The sequence below is a fragment of the Heyndrickxia sp. FW510-T9 genome (assembly GCF_058781025.1).
The window spans coordinates 57,874-80,340 of sequence record NZ_JBYSWK010000006.1 but is presented as its reverse complement, the minus strand read 5'-3'; the positions used below and the strand labels follow the sequence as shown (position 1 = coordinate 80,340).

Sequence of the window (22,467 nt, the reverse complement as noted above, 5' to 3'; positions counted from 1 at the left end):
TTCGAATAACAACAATTTATGCGAAAACGGCCTTAATATTTTAGTTTGCAATTATATTAGATTCATATTGTTAATCGACAAATTCACATCATACAAAAGGAAAATAACAACAGAATAGGAGTTTTTAAAATGCCATCAATATCACAAAAAACTGTATCTGCCAGCAGCGCTTCCCTTCCAGGGGAGCCTGGGTTACTGAACCAACCTAAGGCGGTATGGGCGGTATTCTTTGCTTGTATTATTGCATTCATGGGACTTGGTCTAGTTGATCCGATCTTGCCGGCAATTGCTAAAAATATGCAGGCAACGGAAAGCCAAGTAACTTTACTTTTTACTAGCTATAATGCGGTTATGGCGGTTGCTATGCTTATTACCGGTTCTATCTCCTCTCGACTTGGAATTAAATGGACATTATTAATAGGTATTGTTATTATTGCGGTATTTTCATTATTAGGTGGATTATCTAATAATATTTGGGCACTCGTTGGATTGCGAGGCGGCTGGGGTCTTGGAAATGCATTGTTTGTTGCCACTGCCTTAGCGGCTATTGTATCCCTTTCTAATAGTGGGACAGCAAAGGCGATTATTTTATATGAAGCCGCAATAGGTCTTGGAATTTCCGTAGGACCATTACTAGGAGGATGGCTAGGAGGAATGTCATGGAGAGGTCCATTTTTGGGCGTTGCTTCCTTAATGGTCATTGCATTTTTTGGACTTATATCACTAATGCCAAAGCAAACTACAAATAATCAATCGCAAGCTAAAAATAGAACATCTTTACTTGATCCATTCCGAGCTTTAAAGCACCGATCTCTTTTAGTTTTCGGTATTGCAGCAGCTCTATACAACTTTGGCTTTTTCACCTTATTGGCTTATGCACCATTTGTTATGGGATTAGATGAACATGGATTAGGGTTTGTTTTCTTAGGTTGGGGTATCTTACTTGCAATTACATCCGTGTTTATGGCACCTAAACTCCAGCAGCTCTTCGGAACAGTAAAATCAATGTGCTTGATGTTGTTCTTATTTGCAGTAGTTCTTTTAGTTATGGGTATTTGGACATCAACACAATGGGTAGTTATTGCAGCTGTTATTTTTGCAGGAGCATTACTAGGTAATAACAACACATTAATTACTACTGCTGTTATGAATGCAACAAATGTTGAACGATCAACAGCCTCTGCTGCATATAGTTTCTTGCGATTCTTAGGGGGGGCAATTGCACCTTATTTAGCGGGAAAATTAGCAGAGATATATAATCCACATGTTCCTTTTATAGTAGGAGCAGGCTTTGTTCTAGTTTCCGTAGTGTTTATCTGGGCAAATACTAGACATGTTCATCACGTTGATCATGTTGGAGCTGGCCATTAATTATATTGAAAAAAATGACTGAATAAGCTTTTTCCTTATTCAGTCATTTTTTTGTATATCACTTGTATATGTTATACTATTCTGAAAAGGGGAGGGATATAAATGGAAGAATTAGTGGAAAAAGCTATCCAAGATGATTATCCAGATGATTTTGCATGGTGCTATGGTTGCGGCCGCCTCAATGAGGAAGGGCATCATTTTCGAACAGGTTGGCAAGGGGAACAAACACTGACTATTTACACCCCACGTGAGGAACATACAGCACTCCCAGGCTTTGTTTATGGCGGTTTAATTGCTTCGTTTATTGATTGCCATGGAACTGGTTCTGCATCATTGGCATTACACCGAAAAAATGGCCATGAACCTGGTGATGGATCAGAGCCACCACGCTTTGTAACAGCTGCTTTAAAGGTGGATTTTATGAAACCAACTCCACATGGCATTCCATTGAAAGCAGTTGGAAAAGTCGAAGAGATTCACCCTAAAAAGTGGAAGGTAGATGCAGAGGTGTACGCTGGTGACACGCTTTGTGCCCGCGGGGAAGTTGTGGCGGTAGTGATGCCTAGTACTTTTCTTAAAAAAGATTAAACTAGGTATAAATAATCATAAAATGAAGGTGTCCCATTAGTACTCAAGGGACACCGTTTTTCATTCTATTAAACTTCTACTTCACTCATCAAACCTAGAGTATTACCCTCTGTATCCTTGAAAAACACCATCCATGTTTCCACTTGCCCTATTTTAGCAACAATATGAGGCTCATCGATAAATTTTACGCCTTTTTCGATTAATTGGTTATATTGTTCTTTAATATTTTTAACCTGATAATAAATAATGGAACTTGCATGTGCAAACTCTTCTTTTTCAGGAAGGCTTATCAACAGCCTAACACCATTACAATCAAAAAATGCAAGTGAACCTGTATTAAATAATAGCGGTAATTCTAATACATCCTGATAAAATTGAACTGCTCTCTCAAAAATTTTTGCCGTAATTCCTATTTGCCCAATCTTTTCAATTGCCATTATGTATCACTCCTTAATGATTTTCATATTTAAATTAGTATTCATTAACGACTATTATACATATATTTCGAAAAATTCGGGTATCTTTATTCGGATAAATAAAAAACCATGATTAAAAAATCATGGCCTTGTTTAAAAAAATGATAAAGTGGTAATATTTCCATCAAGTGGATTATCTAATAAGTCCAGTCTTTGTCTAGCTCCAGCGCCTATCGGCTAGCGGATTTCTCCGTCTCCTCCCTACGATAAGTCAACATCAGGTGAAATTTGAATTACCAATTTCAATAGCTCGTGAACTACCTCACTGTGTTTCCTTTATCTCAGTCGAAGACTACGAAATCCGTACGCCAGCGCTGAGGCGCTTCTACTTTTCTTAATTATGTTGGTTATTTGGCAGTTGTTTGTCTGGGTGCCCCTTGCCTTGTTTCTTTTTATTTTCTTGCTCCTTTTTTTGTGTATCATGAAGCTTTTCTACAAATTCATGTGTGTTCTCCAAGTTATTTCCTCCTTGAAATTGAACTTCGGTTGTTAATTTTTCCATTCAAGAGAGAAATAATACATAAAAAACTTGGCATCTCGAAAAGATCTAAACAATTTTCTTGCTTACGACAATTTCATTCTTTTCATTTGGTACTTTTATAAGAATAGCGGCACCAATGATGAACAAAATAACAAGACTAAATACTCCACTATTTGTTTTCCCAGTTATTTGAGCAGTTACACCTAACAACAAAGGGCCCATAATAGAAGCAAAATTACCAAAGATATTGTAAAAACCAAAAAACTCATTGGAATTTTCTTTCGGAACAAGCTTTGCAAAATAGGAACGGCTTAATGCTTGAATTCCGCCTTGAGAGGAAGCAACTAGCATTGCCAATATCCAAAAATCTAAGGTTGTCTTCATGAAATAGGCATATGAACAAACAATCATATAAACAAAAATACCGACAAACAGCATCTTTTTCCCCGAAAATTTCTCAGCTAATTTTCCATATAGAATTGCAAATGGTGCCGCAACTATTTGAGTAACAAATAAAATAATCAAAAGATTAGTAGAGTTGATTCCTAGGTCTGTTCCATATGCCGTCGACATCGTGATGACCGTTCCAACCCCGTCAATATAGAAAAAGTAAGCAAGAAGGAATAGAAATAACGAGCGAAACTTACGGATTTCCTTAAAGGTTTTCCCTAGTCTTTTAAAACTATTCACAACAGGATTTGGTTCGCGTTCAATATAATAGCGCTGAAAGACATTTCGAAACAAAGGAATCGTGAAAGTTGCCCACCATATGGCGGTAATAAGGAATGCTATTTTGCTTGCAACGGTTACTGGAATAGGCAAAATTTCTTTTTGAGCTAAGATGATTATTGCGATACTGATGATAAAAGGAATCGTACTGCCGATGTATCCGAATCCAAAGCCCATCGCTGAGACCTTATTCATCCTTTTTTCCGTCGTAACATCCACTATAAAAGCATCATAAAACACACTAGAACCCGAAGCACCTATTGCAGCAACCGAATAAGTAATTAATAATAGCAACCATTGATCACTTGGAATAAAGGCAAGTATAGCTGTAAAGGAAACACCAATTGTAAAAAAGAAAGCAAAAAAACGCTTTTTAAATCCTTGATAGTCTGCGATAGTGCCAAGAATGGGACCAAGCAATGCTATTATGCACGTTGCTATCGCAATAGTATAGCCTAAATAGGCAGTAGAGTTGGCGGCGCTTATTCCGGCTTTTGTAGCAGCAGCTTTATAAAAAAGTGGAAATACCGCTGTGGAGATAATAATATAGTATGCGGATTTAGCCCAATCATAAAATATCCAGCTACTTTCTTCCTTCGTATACCGTTTCATCATCATAGCCCCCTTTTGAATATATTGTATATGGAATGTTTGCTTGATTCGGAAAATTAATATGACTTATACATTATCTTCATATTGTTAATAATTCCTTTATAGCTTTTCCATCGGTATCACCAAGATCTAATCCTAGCAACCTGGCAAAGGTGGGACCCTCATCAACTAGATGCATGTAAGGGATTATTTCGTTTGAACGGATACCCTTTCCAGAGGCAATAAGAATCGTTGTATAATTCTTTTTGTCTGGAGAGTAACCGTGTGAAGCTACCGTATATTTCTTACTGCTTACATCTTCAGCAGTAATGGTATCGATGTATTTCCCGGATAACCCTTCAGTAAAGTAAAAGTCTCTTTGTGCCTCAAGCATAACGAATGCGTTGGCATCAGCACCTTTCATACGGATTTCTTCTTTGGATAAGACTTTTTCAATTCCGTTTTTTTCGTCTATTAGTAAGTTGTTTAAGATGCTATGTAAGGCGGACTTTGTTTCCTGATCATCTTCCCTTTTCACGTAAAGATAGGCGGATCCATCACAGCTCTTACAATATGCCTTCCAATCCACTACTTTTCCGCGTTTATTAACATTTATAAGGCCATGTTGTTGAAGTAATACATTTAACTTAATCGCTTTGGATTCATCTAAGGCACTATGGTCACCCAATGCAATTATGGTGGAGTTTTCATATATTCCGCTCTGTTTCAAAGCTTGGATGATCCGCCCAAGACGGTTATCGTGTCGCCGCAGTGCTGCAAGTGCCTGTTCAGATGAGAAGCCATGGTAATGACGCTGTGTATCTAGATCTGTAAAATGGACAAGTAATAGGTTAGGTTTTTTCGAGTGTATAGTCTGAACGGTTGATTCTAACACAAAGTCATCTAGCTCAGGCTGACTTAGTCCCTTTCGGATATGCCCGAATCGGCGATTCATATCTAATTGGAAAAAAGCGCTGCCACTTAATAAAGAGACCGCTATTTGATTTTGCCAAGGCCGATTTGCAAAAATCTCCGGCATGTTGTAATCAATATTTGCTTTGGCGGTAACGGGCCATAGCAATGCCGCCGTAGTCATCTTGGCTTTTTTTGCCTCATCATAAAGGGTAGTTCCTCTTACATAGCGCCGGAACCAATACCAATCCGGAGAGGGATTCCCGGGCTGCAGAAGGGTGTTATTAATTACACCATGCCTATTAGGGAATTTTCCGGTTACAATCGTCGCATGGCATGGGTATGTAACGGATGGATAAATCGTTTTTACATTTTTACAATAAGACTTATTGTCCAAAAGCTCTTGAAAATGAGGAAGCTCCTGAATAATAGGGAAATCTAAAGAAGATAAACAATCAAATGAAATGACGATTAAATGGTCTGTTAGGCGTTTCATAACGACCTCCCTGGGGTGAGCTGTATATTATTAAATATAATGGAAAATTTAGAATTTAGGAATGTTTATTTTTGCACTCTAAAAATGAATAAAAAAAAGACAGGTAGCTTCCGCATACCTGTCACAAAGATTGTTGATAATTTCGAATAAAATGGTGGATTTCCCGATTTCCTATGAATTTTTTCGACTTTTCATCCCAAAGTTTAAAAGTAAGGGATTTTAAGCTAGTCCAAAGTGTTAAGGTAGGAACTTCTTGAAGACGCTTATCACTTTTATGTGCCTTTTCTAGTTGATAATTTGGTACACGGGAATTTAAGTGATGGACATGATGATACCCAATATTGCCGGAAAACCATTGTAATATTTTTGGGAGTTTATAGTAAGAACTTCCCTGTAATGCTGCTTCAACATAGTTCCAGTTATCGCTGTTTTCAAAATAACCATCTTCAAATTGATGCTGGACATAAAATAACCAGACTCCTGAAAATGCAGCAATATAGAAGAGCGGTAATTCAACTAGAAGAAATGCCTTCCATCCAAGGGTGAATCCTAATAATAATACAATGGAAGTTAATATAATATTTGTCATCCAAACATGTCTTTTTTCTTTTTTTGTTGCATTCTTTCTATTAAATCGATAAGAAATTAAGAAAATATATAACGGTCCAAATATAAACATGACAATTGGATTTCTATATGTCCGGTATAATAATCGTTTGATCCAAGAAGCCTGGGCATATTCCTGCAAAGTTAACGTCCAAATATCGCCATCACCGCGTTTTTCTAAATTTCCGTTTGTTGCATGGTGGAGATTATGTTCATTTTTCCACTGTTCATAGGAACAAAATGTAAGAAGCCCCGTAATCATACCGACAATTTTATTGGCTTTTCTGCTTTTGAAAAAAGAATGGTGTGTACAATCATGGAAAATAATAAATGTCCTTACTAAAAATCCCGCAGCAGGTATCACACATAATAATGTTAGCCAAAAGGAGACTCGAAGACTAAAGTAAGCTAAAACCCATAATAGTAAAAATGGACCTACGGAATTAATAAGCTGCCTTACACTAGCTGAGATACGTGGTTTTTCAAATGATTTTAATTTTTCTTTCCACTCGCGAATACTATTTTTGGACTGTTTTTCCATTGTACCTTCACCTCGTTCTGAATTTAACGGATCGATTCTTTTCTTTTAAAATAGTAATAATACATGCTTAATGGCCACCATAATACTGCAAAAATGGGGTACACAGCCCAAATCTCGTTTGGGGAAGATACCATGTTCACAATGATAAAAAATGCGCTTATAAACACGCTTGATATGATTGAAAATTGGGAAAATTTATTAGATTTTGCATGATATAAAGCCAAAGGCCACCATAATACTATAAAAGAAGGGTATATTGCCCAAGGATAGCCGGGCGAAATAACCATGTTCAAAATGGAATAATACACTATAGTCATGAAACTCCCTATGAGACCTAAGGAAACTGTTTTTCTAGCATCTTCAAATATCACCATAATTGGCCACCAAATGATTGGGTAGAATGCGTACAAAGCCCAAGGATGACTAGGGGAGTATAGATAATTTGTTATAAACAGGTACAAGATTATGATAATACTGATACAGAGAGAATGAATTTTATACTCCCTTTTTTTTATAAAGTAGACACTAACCGGCCATAAAAGGAGAAAAAAGACAGGATAGATAAACCAAATATGGCTAGGACTAGTTAAGTAATTTACAAGAATAAAGAACAGTATGCTTATAAGACTACCTACGGAGGCAAAAATCAGATCATATTTATGCATAGAAATCCTCCTTTATTTATGACGTATACGTAGCCATCTGTAGAACATGCATAGCGGCCACCATAATACACCAAAGGTTGGATATACGAACCAAATAATGTGAGGGGTGTAGTAAAAATTAATAAACACTACTAATGCAATGATTAAGGTGCTGCCCCAAATGGAAAAGCCTAAATCTATTTTTGACATGTTTTTCTTCCCAGGTGCAGGCAGTTTTACTCCAAGTTCCTTTTCTATCTCATCAATATCTCCAAAATCGACAATTGCTTTATTAATTGCATCCTCTTCTTCTTTTCCTTGTCCCATTAAATCAAAGACTTTTTCTTCGAGATTTTCTACAATCTCTTGCTTAATTTGTTCCTTTTGTTCACTATCTGGAACATTTTTAAATAAGTCATCTACATGGTTTTTAATCTTCTTCATTCTAATTCCTCCATAAATAGATCAATTATTTCTTTTGTTTCTTTCCATTCTTTTACGGTTTCCTTTAAGTATGCTTTCCCCAAGGTAGTGATTCTGTAGTATTTTCTTTTACCACCATGAGAAATTTCCCCAAAATAGGATTCAATCAGTTCCTTTTTCTCCAGCCTTTGAAAGACTGCATAGAGGGTAGCTTCTTTTATTTGGAACCGATTATCTGTCCGCATGCTAATTTGCTTCGAAATTTCATATCCATATTGATCCTTTTCCAGTATCAATCGCAGAATAATCGAATCTAAATGCCCGCGGATAATATCACTTCTAATCATGGATTCACCTTCCATAATGATTATTCTATCTGATAGAGTAATATTAGCTTAAATTACTCTATCTGTCAAAGTAATTTTTGAAATTTATTTGTTTTGCCTGAATTATTGTGCGGAACGCCTGAATTATTTGCCAAAGTGCCTGAAATATTGAGGGATATGCCTGAATTATTGCAAGAAGTGCCTGAATTATTTTTTGCAGAAAAATTTATGCGTAGTTTTGCTGGGGAAATCCCGTATAATGTGGAAATGAAATGGTGGAAAAAAGCAAAATTTTGCATCTATCATAAAAAAACGAACCCGAAATAACTCGGATTCGTTCATTTCATCATATTTATGCTCTTTCCTCAAACAATTTTGCAATTTCAATCACAACGGTTGTTGCTTTTACCATATTATCTACAGAAATATATTCGAATTTGCCGTGGAAGTTTTCTCCACCTGTAAAGATGTTTGGAGTTGGTAGTCCCATGTATGATAACTGAGAACCGTCTGTACCGCCACGAATTGGGGCGATTATTGGCTCGATATCCAAGTTCTTCATTGCTTGATAAGCGATATCGACGATTTCCTTCACCGGCTCGATTTTTTCCTTCATGTTGTAGTACTGATCGTTCATTTCTAGAATGATGTTGTCTTTGCCGTATTTGTCTTGTAATTCATGAACGATTTTTTCGAGATTAGCTTTCTTCGCATTGAATTTTTCTCTGTCATGATCTCTAATAATATAAGCAAGCTTCGTTTGTTCCACATCACCGTTAATCGAGAGAAGATGGTAGAAGCCTTCATAGCCATCTGTATATTCAGGGGCTTCCTCAGTCGGTAGCAGACTTTGTAATTCCATTGCAATTTTAACGGAGTTAACCATTTTGCCCTTTGCAGATCCAGGGTGAATATTGTTACCTTTTATAGTGATTTTTGCTCCAGCAGCGTTAAAGCTTTCATATTCTAATTCGCCAAGTGGACCGCCATCGACTGTATAAGCAAATTTTGCATTAAATGCAGGGACATCAAATTTATGAGGCCCTCTGCCAATTTCCTCATCAGGAGTAAAGGCAACTCTTATTTTTCCATGCTTAATTTCTGGATGTTTGATCAAATAAGCCATTGCAGTCATGATTTCAGTAATGCCAGCTTTGTTATCTGCACCAAGTAAGGTGGTACCATCTGTTGTTACTAATGTGTGCCCTTTGTATTGTTCAAGGCTTGGGAAGTCTTTAGGAGATAACACAATATGTAAGGCTTCATTCAATACAATATCGCTTCCATCATAGTTTTCCACGATTTGTGGTTTTACGTCTGTGCCTGTAAAGTCAGTGGCAGTGTCAACGTGAGCAAGAAATCCAATCGTTGGTACATCCTTATCCGTATTGGAAGGAAGGGTTGCCATCACATATCCATTCTCGTCTATTGTTACTTCTTCCATGCCAATAGATTTTAATTCATCTACAAGCATGTTAAGAAGTGTCCACTGACCAGGTGTTGAAGGACATGTATTGCTATCTTCATTTGATTGAGTGTCGACTTTTACATAGGATGTAAATCTTTCAATGATTTCATTTTTCATGAATCTCAACTCCTTTTTTATACTTATAATACCACTAAAAAAAGACTCCCACACGTTTTAAGAGAGGGGAGTCTAAAAAATTCTACGCACTTATTTTTACTTTTGATATTCGTTCCCATGGTTTTTTCATCCATCGCTTAAGGGCGAAACAACCACGTAGCCATTCATCAGCACCTTGGGCTAGCCAAACACCTAATAGACCAAGTCCAAAATGAATTCCAAGTACATAACTGAGAAAAACAGCAACTCCCCACATCGAAATAATTCCAATAACTACTGGGAAGCGAACATCTCCAGCCGATTTGAGGGAGTTCATTAATACAATATTCATGGCTCTACCTGGCTCGATAAAGACAATAGCCCATAATACCGGTAGTCCAATAGCGATGATATGTGGGTCGTGTGTAAATATCTTTAAAATAGGAGCGCCTACTAAAGCAATAATGAGTGATGTGATAAAGGAAGCACACATCGAAATCTTGAGCGTGCGGATGCCGCGATGTAATGCCCGGTCATACTGTTTTCCACCTATATAACGAGCGACGAGTAACTGGGTCCCTTGTGCAATTGCAAGCGTAAACAAATAACAAACCATGTTAATATTTAATATATAAACTCTTGCTGCTAAGGCGGAAACGCCGATCGTTGCAATAAAACCTGTAATGATTAGCTGTGAAAATTGATAGGAAAGGTTTTCACCTGCTGATGGTATTCCTATGGACATCAGCCCGCGAATATCCTCTTTTTTTAGTTTGAAAATATCACTTATTTTCATTTTTAATGCAAGTCGCTGGTAGACCATAAATAATAGAGCAGTGACACTGAAAACACGTGCCACGACCATTGCCCAAGAAACACCTGTTACACCTGTGATTGGAAGGCCGAAGATGCCGGAAATGGCAATTACATTTCCACCGACACTAATAATATCCATGATAATCGTCACAATCATGGATTCCTTTGTGTGCCCATGACTACGAAGAACAGCACTTAGTGCGAGAGAGATTGATTCAAGAAAGAGTGAAATCCCACAAATATGAACAAAGGTAAGACTGTAACGAAGAACATCTCCATGGATATCAAATAAGCTTAAAAGCTGTTTGCCAAAAAGGGTAATAAAAAGGGAAATAGCAACCCCGAACCAAAAATTTAGTCCAAATGCAGAACGAGCAAGCTGTCTGGCATGTTTAAATTCGCCTGCTCCAAGCTTCTGTCCAATTAAAATAGTGGCACCAACGGAAGTAACGGTGAAAATTAAAATAAACATATTCAGCAATTGATTGGCGACACCAACTCCAGCCGCCGCATCATCGGAATAATGACCCAGCATTAGAGTGGCAATAATCCCCATCCCCATATGGAGAGCGAGTTCGATGAAAAGCGGCCACGATATATTAAAAAGTGTTTGTTCCTGATAATTATTCGTATTTGTGTCCAAGAAAATATCCCCTTCATATAATAAGGTTGTTTTCTTATAAAGAGTTGCTTCTCGTAAATTGTTATATATCCTAATGTAGGTTTAGTTTCGGGGCATCTTTTCTTAAAAAGTTTATAATTTCTTAACCCGAAAAAAAGATGTTTTTTAGGTTTTTAATCTACAAAAGCAACAATGTTTAAGAAAGGAGCCTTTAATAAATACAAATTCCATTTTAACCCTATGTTTATGAGAAAGATATTAGAAATTTCTTCTGCGCACGAAATTTGTTTTTGGACCCAAATAATTGAAATAATTTGACCAATACATAAAAAAATAAGCAAGTATCACAAACTTGCTCAATCATCATAATCAATATTTATTGTCAGTTTGCTTCATTAAATGTAAGGGTAAAGCATGTACCTTTCTGCTCCTGGCTCTCGATTTCATATTTTCCGTTCATCCTCTTAATGATATCGAACGAAATTAAGAGTCCTAGACCGGTTCCTTTTGTTTTGGTGGAATAATAGGGTTGACCTAACAGTTTAATTTGTTGTTTTGACATCCCTATACCATGGTCTTTGATAGAAATGGCAACAGTATTTTTAGATAAAGAGGTTGTTACGGATAAAATGCCTCCGGATGGCATAGCTTCAATTCCATTTTTAAAAAGATTGATAATTAATTGCTTAAATTCATTTTGATTCCCGTTTATCCATAAGTTTTTATTAATTTCACAGGTAATTTCCACATTGGACAAAACGGCAAATGGAATCATAAAGTCAATAATTGCATACAATTGGCTTGTAACATTAATTCGTTCCACTTCCTTATTCAATGGCTTTGCCAAGGCTAAGAAATCATTAATGATGTTATGCGTACGATCAAGTTCAGATAGGGAAATAGAAATAAAGGAGCTTTGATCTAGTGTAAGGTTTTTTTCATCCTTCATTATTTGCAAAAACCCGCGAATAGTTGTCATAGGGTTTCGGATTTCATGTGCTACCGAGGCAGCAAGCTGATTAATAGCATTTAATTTATCGGCATATTGTAATTTTTCCAGCATAGACAAATGAACTACATTCATTTCAATTATGTAAATAATAGATGCCAGTGCCAACCATGACACAACAACAAATAATACAAGATATACTATATAGTGGGAATCGCCTTCTTTTAGAAAGTAAAGCGTTCGGGTGCCAAGAATTAGTAAATAGATAATAATAGGAATATATAATTTTTGCTTTAAAGTAAGTTTTTTATAAAGCTTTCCTGCACCATAAAAGATAAGGAGCATTATAGTGTAATTAATCATTTCAAGCCATACTAGATTTTGTTCTGTAAATCCTTTGAAAATAATAATTTCTAATATTGATAGAAAACCGGCCAAAGGGCTTATATAGAAATAAGAAATATAAACTGGGATGAATTTCATATCAAATTGTACGCCATTTGGAAAAACAATGGGGAAGATAAGTGTAAGAAATAATGCAGATAAAAGAATGGCAGTCATGATGATTTTTTTATGAAGTATCTTCTTACTCTTATAGATGATATTATTAACCAGTGGGATGATCATCAAAATAAAAAAATGTAAGAATAAACATTCTATGAAATCTCTCAAATTTGGTGACCCCCAAAATTTTCATCTATAGAGGAATTATACCAAATCCTTGTCATAGCACAACGGATTTTTTATTTCCTAATAAGATTAAATAAAGTTGGCGCTATATTAACTATTGCTGTAAAAATAAAAAACCAAAGGGAAGGACCTAATGAAATATTAGACCACTACCATTTGGGTTTCATTAATACTCTTATGTAATTAGTAAGGGCTAAATAATACATATTTACCTGGACCAATCATCGCTACACTTATCACTACAGCAATCAATACAAAGCAATATTCATATCCGTTTTGATCAATCCAATATCCATTTTTAATATGGACGGAAAAAATGGCATCAATCATAATAATAACGATTAAACCGGCACCTATTGGAGTAAATACACCGGCACCAAAAAGTAATCCCCCAATAAACTCGAACAATCCTGCAAGAATGGCCCATATTTTACCGCCAGGACGTATTCCGATTGATTCAAGCCAATCTCCTGTTTTGCTTGGGCCACCACCCCCGAACCATCCAAATAGTTTTTGTGAACCATGTCCGATAAAGGTAAGACCAATGACAACCCGGATAATTAAAAGTCCAAGGTCTGCTAACATTTGTATCCCTACTCTCGCAAAAGTGAATCGTAACTGTACGCATAGATAAACTTATTATGAGCTTATGTAAATATTTTATACCTATTACCATTTTATCCCTATAGTAAGAATGGCTTAAAATTATGGTAATAAAAGAACACCGATGAAGGGTGCTTTTGGTCTACAAGCTAACTGATTCTGGAATTTTAGAAACGGGATGCCTTCCTGTTAGTGCAACGAGAACTTCCATTACATATAGAAATACTACAACATATGGGCCTATATTAACGGTTGCATCCCTCTTTTTTTCTAAATAATGTAACAATTTTCTTGATAAAAAGACTTATTAACCATATAATCGGAATTATATTTTTAGATAAGGAGTTTCTTATGATTCGACGTTTCTTTTCTTACTATATTCCACATAAAAAACTATTTATGATGGACTTCAGCAGTGCGGTTGTGGTGGCAATCCTAGAATTAGCTTTTCCGCTCGCGGTTCAATGGTTTATTGATTCCCTATTGCCGACCAAAAATTGGTCCACCATTGTGACGGTTAGCATTGGATTATTATGTATTTATATGATTAGTACATTTTTACAGTACATTGTGAATTATTGGGGCCATAAGCTTGGGATTAATATTGAAACGGATATGCGCCAGCAATTGTTCCAGCATGTCCAAAAGCAATCCTTCCGATTTTTTGATAATACGAAAACAGGCCATATTATGAGTCGTATTACGAATGATTTATTTGATATTGGAGAACTGGCTCATCACGGGCCGGAGGATTTATTCATTGCTGTGATGACGTTTTTCGGTGCCTTCATTATCATGCTTACGGTTAATGTAAAGCTTGCACTTCTTGCCGTTGTGATTGTTCCTTTTTTAATTTGGCTAATTATTGTTTGTAATTTGAAAATGAATCGTGCATGGAAGCAGATGTACAGTGATATTGCTGATGTGAATGCCCGAGTTGAGGATAGTGTGTCCGGGGTAAGAGTTGTTCAATCTTTTACGAATGAAGGTTACGAGATTAAAAGGTTTACAACGAATAATCGTAAGTTTCGGGCAGCTAAGCTTGGCGGCTATAAGGTCATGTCCTTCAGTAGTTCAGGAATCTATATGATGACCCGCTTTATTACACTTGCTGTTTTGATTTACGGAGCATGGCTATGCTTTAACGATCAACTAACAAACGGAGAACTTGTCGGGTTTGTACTCTATATAAATGTACTTTTTAAACCGATTGATAAAATAAGTGCATTAATGGAGTTATACCCAAAAGGAATGGCAGGTTTTAAACGATTTACTGAGCTCATTGATACAGCACCAGATGTGGTGGATGTTGATGATGCTGTAGAGGTTCCTTTTCTTAAAGGGAATATTCAATTTCATAATGTTACGTTCAGTTATGATGAGCATAAATCCGTCTTAGAAAGGGTTAGCTTAAAAATTAAGTCAGGAGAAACAATAGCATTTGTAGGTCCTTCTGGTGCTGGTAAAACAACCATTTGCTCCTTGATTCCGAGGTTCTATGATGTTGATGGAGGAAGCATTACCATCGATGGAATAGATATTCGGCAAATGACAAAAAACTCCCTAAGATCGCAAATAGGGATTGTTCAACAGGATGTCTTTCTTTTTACAGGGACATTAAGAGAAAATATTGCGTACGGTAATCTTCATGCTACAGAGGAAGACATAGCGGAAGCAGCCAGACGTGCTCATCTCGAGGATTTTATCGATTCTCTGCCATTTGGATATGAAACGCAAATTGGGGAAAGAGGGTTGAAGCTTTCAGGTGGGCAGAAACAAAGGATTGCCATTGCTCGGATGTTCCTGAAAAATCCACCAATATTAATTTTGGATGAAGCAACCTCCGCATTAGATACAGAAACTGAAATGATTATTCAAAATGCCTTGACGGAGCTTGCGAAAGACCGAACTACCTTGATTATTGCACACCGCTTAGCAACCATTCGCAATGCAGACCGTATTGTAGTTGTGAACGAAACAGGTATAGCGGAAGAAGGAAAGCATGATGAATTATTGGAAAAGGACGGAATTTTTGCGAGACTTCATCGTGTTCAATACCAAAGATAAGAAGAAGGACTGACTTGGTCAGTCCTTTATTAATGCAGTCATCACACACCCTTATATTCCGATTTCAACATAGAATAAACCACGGTATCATAAAACCGTTCTCCGTCAAAATCGGTCTGGCGAAGAACCCCATCCTTATGAAAGCCGAACTTCTCCATTAACTTTTTCGAACCTTGATTATCCGCAAAAATATCACCGACAATTCGATTTAACCGAAGCTTATCAAATCCAAAAGCTAAAATTTTGGGTAGAATTTCTGTCATGACTCCTTTTTGTTGATAATCCTTATGAATAACCACACCCATTTCCGTTTTTTGGTGCCATGTATGTAATTGGTGAAATCGGAACATGCCGATGACTTGATCGTCTTGCTTATGAACGATAACCCACGGAATTTCCTTTTTCTTCTTAAAGTTTTCTAGCTTCCTTACAATATTTGTTTCTAATTCCTCCACTGTTATTACCGGATGGGAGGTAATATATTTCATGGTTTCGGGGTCGCTCATAAATGGAAACATGGACCTAGCATCTTCTAATGTGGCCCCCCGCAAGTAATAATTCTCCGTTTCGATAACCGGAATATCCGAAAGCTCCAATGATGTATTCATCGATTTTTTCACCTCGTTAGAAGTCTATTCGAGCATAATCCAATAAAATCCTCTAAAAAATATTTAGGGAAGCGAAAAAAGTAGTGACTATTTCGAAAATGGGTAGTATCTTGTTAATAGTAGATTCGTTTTACGAAATAAATAGAGCCAAGGATGGATACTACAATGAGCTTCTTGAAGAAATATTCAAAGAAATACTGGCTGCCTTTTAGTGTAGCGGTTATGTTTGTAACTTTTGAAGCAATATGTGACCTCATGCAGCCAACTATTATGTCAAAAATAATCGATGTTGGAGTGGCCAATAAAGATTTAAGCTATGTTCTGCAAAAAGGGGGACTTATGCTTTTGATTACAGGGTTGGGGGCAATAGCTGCTTCCACTCGAAATATCGCAGCAAGTATCGTCTCACAAAACTTTGGGGCGGAGCTTAGATCAGATTTATTCAAAAAAATTCAGAGTTTAACGTTTGAAAAAATTGATAAGTTTGACAGGGCTTCCTTAATCACTAGGTTAACGAACGATGTCACACAAGTACAAGTGTTTATGAACGGATTGATGAGAATATTCGCTAAAGCACCAATTCTTTGTGTCGGCGGCCTTATTATGGCTGCTCGCCTTAACTTGCATTTAGCTGTTGTTTTGGCTGTAGTTGTACCAATGGTAGCGATATTAATCGTGATGAACATGAAGCTTGGCTACCCATTATTTATTCGAGTGCAAAAAGCGCTGGACAAGGTGAATAGGGTAATGCGGGAATATTTATCCGGTGTGCGAGTTGTGAAGGCATTTAACCGTTTTGATTATGAAGTTACAAAATTTGATGTAGCTAATGAGGAGTTTCAAGCTAAATCCATTTCCGCAACAAGGCTAATGTCTGTTTTTAGCCCCGCGATTATGCTGACAGTCAATTTCGGGATTATTGCGGTGCTTTGGATAGGTGGAAATGGTGTAGAATCAGGCCATATTCAAATTGGTCACGTTATTGCGTTTATCAATTATATGACGCAAATCCTTTTTTCCTTAATGACGATTTCCATGGTATTTAATATGTTTGTAAGAGCACGTGCATCAGCCGGCCGTATTGGAGAAGTCTTCGTTGAGGAAAATGAAGTAACGTGGAAAGAAGGGGCTGTTGGAAATCCCAACATCAAGGGGAGAATTGACTTTGAAAATGTTTCTTTTTCCTATAAAGGTGCATCTGGTGACCCTGTATTGAAAAATATTAATCTTACATGCTTACCTGGAGAAACAGTGGGAATTATTGGCTCAACAGGTTCGGGGAAAAGCAGTCTGGTAGGGCTAATCCCGCGCTTCTATGAAACAACTTCCGGATGTATAAAAGTAGACGGAGAAGACATTCGAAATATAGATCCAAAAAAATTAAGAGAGAAAATCGCAATTATCCCACAAAAAACAACGCTCTTTACAGGTACAGTAGCGGAAAATATTCGTTGGGGAAAAGATGATGCAACCATTGAAGAAATTGAGAAATCAGCTACAATGGCTGGTGCACATGACTTTATTTCCGCTTCACCAGAAGGATACAATACTCGTTTAGGTCAAGGAGGAGTTAATTTCTCTGGCGGTCAAAAACAACGAGTTTCGATTGCAAGGGCATTGGTTAAGAATCCAGAGATCCTTATTTTAGACGATAGTACAAGTGCTGTAGACGTAGCGACGGAGGCTAGAATTAAGGAGTCTTTGAAAAAATATGCGAACGGCTTAACATGTCTACTAATCGCACAAAGAATTACCTCGATTATGGATGCTGATAAAATTATCGTCTTAGACAATGGGGAAGTTGTCGGAATCGGCAACCATGAGGAATTAATGAAAACATGTAGAGTCTATCAAGAAATCTTCCAATCGCAAGTCGGCAAGGAGGTGCGCTAATGTCTCAAGAAAGAAATGAAAATAGAGGCGGGCAAACTGCGCCGCCGCTTAGACCAGGAGGAAACTTTCGGCCTGGAAGAGGAGCACCGGTTGTAAAACCAAAGAACTTTAAAGGAACGCTGAAAAGAATATGGTTTTACATCGGAAAGGAAAAAAAGCTACTATCGATTGTCTTTCTATTTATCATCCTTGATTCTGTTCTTACACTGTCTGCACCATATCTACTTGGAAAATCGATTGATGCGATGTCAATTAAAGGTGGAAAAGTTAATTTCGGACTACTGGAGATTATGATATTCGTTCTTTTAATAGCCTATATTGCGGATGGCGCCCTTACTTTTTTACAAAGCTGGTTAATGGCTGGTGTATCACAGCGAATTGTAAAAAGCTTAAGGAAATCCTTATTTGAGAAATTACAAAAGCTCCCGGTAGCGTTTTTCGATAAACGTACTCACGGAGAATTAATGAGCAGACTCTCGAACGATATTGATAATGTAAGCAACACGATTTCACAGTCCACAACACAATTAATGTCTGGATCCATTGTCATTTTAGGTTCCCTGATTATGATGCTTATCCTAAGTCCAATATTGACATTAGCCAGTCTAATTACAGTACCTTTAGTTTATTTATTAACTAGATCGATTGCGAAAAAGACAAGTGTTTTGTTTAAAAATCAGCAAGTGCAGCTTGGAAAATTAAACGGCCATATTGAAGAAACAATTTCCGGCATACAAGTAGTAAAGGCATTTAACCATGAAGAAAAAGCTATTGAGGAATTCGAGGAAGTCAACAATGAGTTAAGAAAGGTTGGCTTGAAGGCACAAACTTTTTCGGGATTCTTAATGCCGATCATGAATGTAATCAATAATATTGGATTTGCAGCAGTTGCGATTGTTGGTGGGATATTAGCAGTGAAAAGCTTAATTACAGTTGGGATAATAGCCAGTTTCTTGAGTTATTCCAGACAATTTGTTAGACCGCTTAACGACTTAGCTAATATCTTTAACGTCCTACAATCTGGCGTCGCCGGTGCGGAGCGTGTATTTGAAATTTTAGATGAACAAGAAGAACCGGAAGATTTGCCAAATGCAGTCGAATTAAAAAATCCAAAAGGTCATGTTGTATTTAAGGATGTCAGCTTCGGTTACCGGCCGGATGTACCAATTTTAAAAAATATAAACTTCGAATCTCAAGTGGGCACAAGCACCGCATTAGTAGGCCCAACTGGAGCAGGTAAAACGACTGTTGTGAATCTTTTAACTCGATTTTATGATGTGACAAATGGCAGTATTTACATCGATGGTCGTGATATTAGGGAGTATACAAGAGACAGCTTAAGAAGGTGCTTTGGTATTGTTCTTCAGGATACGTATTTATTTTCGGGAACGATTAGAGAAAATATTATGTATGGAAAACCAGATGCAACAGATGAAGAAGTGGAGAAAGCAGCTGCAATGGCGAATGCGGATCGGTTCATTAACAGGCTGCCATTGAAATATGACACGATGCTATTGGAGAATGGCGGCAACCTAAGTCAAGGTCAACGACAGCTACTAGCAATTGCCCGGGTTATTTTATCAAAGCCTTCACTGCTTATTTTAGATGAAGCAACAAGCAGTATTGATACTCGAACAGAGCTTCATATCCAAGAGGCATTATTAAATATTATGCAAGGTAGAACGAGTTTCATCATCGCCCATCGTTTGAACACGATTCGGGATGCGGATACGATTATGGTCGTGGATCATGGGGAAATTATCGAAAAAGGTAGCCATGAGAAGCTGTTGGATAAGCAAGGTAGATATTATAATATGTTTTTTAATCAATTTAAAAATATTGAGAATGCGATTGAATCTTAAATAGATAAAATTTTGTTCTTTTTTGGTTTAGAACAAGGTTACCGTAGTTAGCGGGCACCAGTTCCTTTATATGTGACAAAATGGGGTATTTCTTTATATTTGCGGACATAGGATCCGTTATTTTGCAAAAATACAGTGATTTCTGTGTGTTTTTACGCAAATAGCGGAATCTGTGTCCTCATAAAATCATAAAAGGAATAATCCTCCTCCTTTTTTGAAAGGATATTTATAAAAGGAGGGTTAGAAGAGTGAACAAACAACGTGCACAAGAAATTGCGAGTTCCCCTGTGATGGCAAATGTTACATACAACGGTACTCCTATTTATATCCAGAATGTCGATGAAAAGAGGGAAACAGCTAGAATTTATCCCCTTGGACAGCCTGAAAGTGAGCAAGAGGTATCGGTAAACGAATTAATAGAACAGTAATAGTGAGGGATCAGTTCTTTTTGGAGCTGATCTCTTTTCTTTTATAAATTGGAACAGATAACATGTTAATATAGTGTAAATAGGTAAAACAATTTTATAAAAGAACAGGTTATTTAATATGGTAATAAATATAGATTTCTAAATTGAATACATAGGGGAGAGGGGAAATATTGTAGAAAATGGTCCTTGATTTTTGGTCACCAGTTACATTATCCATCGAAGTAGCAATTATCTCATGTTTCATCGTCCTTATTTTTGGAGTATGCTTTGGAGCGATGATGGCTGGTACAAGGTTTAAAGGGAAGAGCTTAGTTGAAACGTTGTTTTTGCTTCCACTTGTTTTGCCACCATCTGTTGTGGGATTTTTATTAATTGTAGCTTTTGGGAAAAATAGTCCTATTGGCAAGTTTTATGAATGGATTTTTCATCAGTCCATCATCTTCACATTCGGAGCAGCTGTAATCGCAGCGGCAGTTGTAGCATTTCCGCTTATGTATCAATCCGCCAAAACAGGCTTTGAAGCAATTGACTTGGATATTGTTGGTGCGGCAAAAGTGGACGGGGCAAATCGGAAGGTCATTTTTTTATTCATATTGCTTCCGCTTGCATTCAGATCTATCATTACAGGTGGGATTCTAAGCTTCGCACGTGCACTTGGCGAGTTTGGGGCAACTTTAATGTTTGCCGGTAATATCCCAGGGAAAACACAAACACTCCCAACAGCTGTTTATCTTGCTATAGATGCTGGGAACATGAAGCTTGCCTGGGCATGGGTAGGGTGTATAATAGGAATCTCCTTTTTAATGTTAATGATTATCAATATAAATAAGAAATTGTAGATTGGACGATTTTTATGAAAAATGAAGTTAGCGTACAAGTGATAGCAAAATATGTGAATCAATATAAGAAAGGATATCCCCTTATATTGAAAGATTCGTTAGCGGACGTAGATGGCTTGCATGACGAAGGCGTAGTTATTAAACTGCTGAATGAGCGTAAACAGTTTATTGCAAAAGGGTATTTTGGCCGGCAGAACAAAGGATATGGCTGGGTATTGACTCAAAAAGAAAATGAGGAAATAAATGAGAGCTTTTTTGAAAAGAAAATGCGTGCTGCTTTTAAAGAAAGGGAGCATTTCTTTCAAGATTCCGAGACGACAGCATTCCGAGTCTTTAATGGCGAGGGAGACGGAATTGGCGGGCTAATTATTGATTATTATGATGGTTATTATGTGATCAATTGGTATAGCAAAGGGATATTCCAATATAAATCTTTTGTGCTGCAAGCATTGCAAAATCTTGTTACGTTTAAAGGGGTATATGAGAAAAAAAGGTTTGACACTAAAGGTCAATACATAGAAGATGATGATTTTGTCATGGGAGAACGGGGCAGCTTCCCTCTTTTGGTAAAAGAAAACGGGGTAAATTTTGCGATTTATTTAAATGAAGGTGCCATGGTGGGGGTATTTTTAGATCAGCGTGAAGTTAGAAAAACGATCCGTGACCATTATGCCAAGGGAAAAACTGTTTTGAATCTCTTTTCCTATACAGGAGCATTTTCCGTTTTTGCTGCTCTAGGTGGTGCTTCCAAAACAACAAGTGTGGATGTTGCGAATCGAAGCAAGGCGAAAACCACTGAACAGTTTACTGTAAATGGAGTGGACGCCGATAACCACGATATTATTGTAGAGGATGTTTTTCATTACTTTAAGTACGCAGTTAGAAAGGGATTACGATTCGATATGGTAGTCCTTGATCCTCCAAGCTTTGCTAAATCGAAGAAGCATACATTTAGTGCCGCAAAGGATTACAAAAATCTCTTAATAGATGCCATCGCAATTACAGAAGACAAGGGAATCATTGTGGCATCCACGAATTGCAGTACGTTTGATATGAGGAAATTTAAAGGATTTATTGATGCTGCTTTTAAGGAATCAGGTGTTGGGTATAAATTGAGGCAGGAATTTTCTTTGCCGAAAGATTTTCGAACGATACCGGAGTTTAAAGAGGGGAATTACTTAAAAGTAGTATTTATAGAAAAGCTAGGATAAAAGTAAAACCCGCTTAGGCGGGTTTTTTAAGTGCTTGTTTGTATAGGTATATAGTCCTGTTTCGGTCTGTTCGGTGGTTATTTCGGTCTGTTTTTTCCTATTTTCGGTCCGTTCAAGCTGCGTTTCGGGCC

21 protein-coding genes are annotated in these 22,467 nt (G+C 37.1%); 9 read left to right on the top strand and 12 right to left on the bottom strand.

Annotated features, from left to right (window positions below; translation table 11 throughout):
- The first annotated feature begins 129 nt into the window (after positions 1-129).
- Together AC3WJF_RS05005 and AC3WJF_RS05000 are read left to right on the top strand one after the other, a co-directional pair.
- Positions 130-1,371 (top strand): MFS transporter, encoded by a 1,242-nt coding sequence (locus AC3WJF_RS05005; protein ID WP_492450026.1) that lies wholly within the window; start codon positions 130-132, stop codon positions 1,369-1,371.
- Positions 1,372-1,473: 102 nt separating this feature from the next.
- A complete protein-coding gene (locus AC3WJF_RS05000; RefSeq protein ID WP_492450025.1) occupies positions 1,474-1,959 on the top strand; it encodes a PaaI family thioesterase in 486 nt (161 codons plus the stop codon).
- A 68-nt stretch (positions 1,960-2,027) separates the two neighbouring features.
- Here AC3WJF_RS05000 and AC3WJF_RS04995 read toward each other — a convergent pair whose 3' ends face one another.
- The 7 genes from AC3WJF_RS04995 to AC3WJF_RS04965 form a co-directional block, all read right to left on the bottom strand.
- Complete coding sequence (locus AC3WJF_RS04995) at positions 2,028-2,396, bottom strand: VOC family protein (protein WP_492450024.1); 369 nt, start codon at positions 2,394-2,396, stop codon at positions 2,028-2,030.
- Positions 2,397-2,769: 373 nt separating this feature from the next.
- Complete coding sequence (locus tag AC3WJF_RS04990; protein ID WP_492450023.1) at positions 2,770-2,892, bottom strand: DUF4023 family protein; 123 nt, start codon at positions 2,890-2,892, stop codon at positions 2,770-2,772.
- 90 nt (positions 2,893-2,982) lie between these two features.
- Positions 2,983-4,260, bottom strand: coding sequence for an MFS transporter (locus tag AC3WJF_RS04985; RefSeq protein WP_492450022.1), 1,278 nt, complete (start codon positions 4,258-4,260; stop codon positions 2,983-2,985).
- A 76-nt stretch (positions 4,261-4,336) separates the two neighbouring features.
- A complete protein-coding gene (locus AC3WJF_RS04980) occupies positions 4,337-5,644 on the bottom strand; it encodes an alkaline phosphatase family protein (RefSeq protein ID WP_492450021.1) in 1,308 nt (435 codons plus the stop codon).
- A gap of 121 nt (positions 5,645-5,765) precedes the next feature.
- Complete coding sequence (gene desA / locus AC3WJF_RS04975) at positions 5,766-6,791, bottom strand: Delta(5) desaturase DesA (protein ID WP_492450020.1); 1,026 nt, start codon at positions 6,789-6,791, stop codon at positions 5,766-5,768.
- A gap of 677 nt (positions 6,792-7,468) precedes the next feature.
- Positions 7,469-7,879 carry a permease prefix domain 1-containing protein gene (locus tag AC3WJF_RS04970; protein ID WP_492450019.1) on the bottom strand — a complete coding sequence of 137 codons (411 nt, stop codon included), beginning with the start codon at positions 7,877-7,879 and terminating at the stop codon, positions 7,469-7,471.
- A complete protein-coding gene (locus AC3WJF_RS04965) occupies positions 7,876-8,205 on the bottom strand; it encodes a PadR family transcriptional regulator (RefSeq protein ID WP_492450018.1) in 330 nt (109 codons plus the stop codon). Before AC3WJF_RS04965 ends, AC3WJF_RS04970 begins: the two co-directional genes overlap by 4 nt.
- A gap of 93 nt (positions 8,206-8,298) precedes the next feature.
- Here AC3WJF_RS04965 and AC3WJF_RS04960 point away from each other — a divergent pair, with 93 nt between their 5' ends.
- A complete protein-coding gene (locus AC3WJF_RS04960) occupies positions 8,299-8,511 on the top strand; it encodes a hypothetical protein (RefSeq protein WP_492450017.1) in 213 nt (70 codons plus the stop codon).
- A 25-nt stretch (positions 8,512-8,536) separates the two neighbouring features.
- On the opposite strand, the gene pepT is transcribed toward AC3WJF_RS04960, so the two are convergent.
- The 4 genes from pepT to AC3WJF_RS04940 all read right to left on the bottom strand — a co-directional run bounded on the left by pepT (position 8,537) and on the right by AC3WJF_RS04940 (position 13,410).
- Positions 8,537-9,769: a peptidase T gene (gene pepT, locus AC3WJF_RS04955; RefSeq protein ID WP_492450016.1), complete on the bottom strand. Its 1,233-nt coding sequence runs from the start codon at positions 9,767-9,769 to the stop codon at positions 8,537-8,539.
- 82 nt (positions 9,770-9,851) lie between these two features.
- A complete protein-coding gene (locus AC3WJF_RS04950) occupies positions 9,852-11,207 on the bottom strand; it encodes an MATE family efflux transporter (RefSeq protein WP_492450015.1) in 1,356 nt (451 codons plus the stop codon).
- Between the two features lie 361 nt (positions 11,208-11,568).
- Positions 11,569-12,807: an ATP-binding protein gene (locus AC3WJF_RS04945; RefSeq protein ID WP_492450014.1), complete on the bottom strand. Its 1,239-nt coding sequence runs from the start codon at positions 12,805-12,807 to the stop codon at positions 11,569-11,571.
- A 201-nt stretch (positions 12,808-13,008) separates the two neighbouring features.
- A complete protein-coding gene (locus AC3WJF_RS04940; RefSeq protein ID WP_492450013.1) occupies positions 13,009-13,410 on the bottom strand; it encodes a DoxX family protein in 402 nt (133 codons plus the stop codon).
- Positions 13,411-13,779: 369 nt separating this feature from the next.
- On the opposite strand from AC3WJF_RS04940, the gene AC3WJF_RS04935 reads away from it, so the two are divergent.
- Entirely contained in the window at positions 13,780-15,495 is a 1,716-nt protein-coding gene (locus tag AC3WJF_RS04935) for an ABC transporter ATP-binding protein (protein ID WP_492450012.1), read from the top strand.
- A gap of 41 nt (positions 15,496-15,536) precedes the next feature.
- Here AC3WJF_RS04935 and AC3WJF_RS04930 read toward each other — a convergent pair whose 3' ends face one another.
- Positions 15,537-16,103, bottom strand: coding sequence for a GNAT family N-acetyltransferase (locus AC3WJF_RS04930; RefSeq protein WP_492450011.1), 567 nt, complete (start codon positions 16,101-16,103; stop codon positions 15,537-15,539).
- Positions 16,104-16,268: 165 nt separating this feature from the next.
- Here AC3WJF_RS04930 and AC3WJF_RS04925 point away from each other — a divergent pair, with 165 nt between their 5' ends.
- From AC3WJF_RS04925 to AC3WJF_RS04905, 5 genes are all read left to right on the top strand, one after another.
- The gene (locus AC3WJF_RS04925; protein ID WP_492450010.1) at positions 16,269-17,996 is read left to right on the top strand and encodes an ABC transporter ATP-binding protein; all 1,728 of its coding nucleotides are present in this window, start codon (positions 16,269-16,271) and stop codon (positions 17,994-17,996) included.
- On the top strand, positions 17,996-19,858 hold the full coding sequence (locus tag AC3WJF_RS04920; protein ID WP_492450009.1) for an ABC transporter ATP-binding protein: 1,863 nt from the start codon (positions 17,996-17,998) through the stop codon (positions 19,856-19,858). The genes AC3WJF_RS04925 and AC3WJF_RS04920 overlap by 1 nt, the downstream gene beginning before the upstream one ends.
- A gap of 248 nt (positions 19,859-20,106) precedes the next feature.
- The gene (locus tag AC3WJF_RS04915; RefSeq protein WP_492450008.1) at positions 20,107-20,286 is read left to right on the top strand and encodes a small acid-soluble spore protein H; all 180 of its coding nucleotides are present in this window, start codon (positions 20,107-20,109) and stop codon (positions 20,284-20,286) included.
- A gap of 179 nt (positions 20,287-20,465) precedes the next feature.
- Entirely contained in the window at positions 20,466-21,125 is a 660-nt protein-coding gene (gene modB / locus AC3WJF_RS04910; RefSeq protein WP_492450007.1) for a molybdate ABC transporter permease subunit, read from the top strand.
- Between the two features lie 14 nt (positions 21,126-21,139).
- Entirely contained in the window at positions 21,140-22,336 is a 1,197-nt protein-coding gene (locus AC3WJF_RS04905; RefSeq protein ID WP_492450006.1) for a class I SAM-dependent rRNA methyltransferase, read from the top strand.
- Positions 22,337-22,467 lie beyond the last annotated feature (131 nt).

Bases quoted from the DNA above. Each gene is read 5' to 3' on its own strand.
- AC3WJF_RS05005 (WP_492450026.1), top strand. From the start codon at position 130: ATGCCATCAATATCACAAAAAACTGTATCTGCCAGCAGCGCTTCCCTT.
- AC3WJF_RS05000 (WP_492450025.1), top strand. From the start codon at position 1,474: ATGGAAGAATTAGTGGAAAAAGCTATCCAAGATGATTATCCAGATGAT.
- AC3WJF_RS04995 (WP_492450024.1), bottom strand. From the start codon at position 2,396: ATGGCAATTGAAAAGATTGGGCAAATAGGAATTACGGCAAAAATTTTT.
- AC3WJF_RS04985 (WP_492450022.1), bottom strand. From the start codon at position 4,260: ATGATGAAACGGTATACGAAGGAAGAAAGTAGCTGGATATTTTATGAT.
- AC3WJF_RS04980 (WP_492450021.1), bottom strand. From the start codon at position 5,644: ATGAAACGCCTAACAGACCATTTAATCGTCATTTCATTTGATTGTTTA.
- desA (WP_492450020.1), bottom strand. From the start codon at position 6,791: ATGGAAAAACAGTCCAAAAATAGTATTCGCGAGTGGAAAGAAAAATTA.
- AC3WJF_RS04970 (WP_492450019.1), bottom strand. From the start codon at position 7,879: ATGAAGAAGATTAAAAACCATGTAGATGACTTATTTAAAAATGTTCCA.
- AC3WJF_RS04965 (WP_492450018.1), bottom strand. From the start codon at position 8,205: ATGATTAGAAGTGATATTATCCGCGGGCATTTAGATTCGATTATTCTG.
- pepT (WP_492450016.1), bottom strand. From the start codon at position 9,769: ATGAAAAATGAAATCATTGAAAGATTTACATCCTATGTAAAAGTCGAC.
- AC3WJF_RS04940 (WP_492450013.1), bottom strand. From the start codon at position 13,410: ATGTTAGCAGACCTTGGACTTTTAATTATCCGGGTTGTCATTGGTCTT.
- AC3WJF_RS04935 (WP_492450012.1), top strand. From the start codon at position 13,780: ATGATTCGACGTTTCTTTTCTTACTATATTCCACATAAAAAACTATTT.
- AC3WJF_RS04930 (WP_492450011.1), bottom strand. From the start codon at position 16,103: ATGAATACATCATTGGAGCTTTCGGATATTCCGGTTATCGAAACGGAG.
- AC3WJF_RS04925 (WP_492450010.1), top strand. From the start codon at position 16,269: ATGAGCTTCTTGAAGAAATATTCAAAGAAATACTGGCTGCCTTTTAGT.
- AC3WJF_RS04920 (WP_492450009.1), top strand. From the start codon at position 17,996: ATGTCTCAAGAAAGAAATGAAAATAGAGGCGGGCAAACTGCGCCGCCG.
- modB (WP_492450007.1), top strand. From the start codon at position 20,466: ATGGTCCTTGATTTTTGGTCACCAGTTACATTATCCATCGAAGTAGCA.
- AC3WJF_RS04905 (WP_492450006.1), top strand. From the start codon at position 21,140: ATGAAAAATGAAGTTAGCGTACAAGTGATAGCAAAATATGTGAATCAA.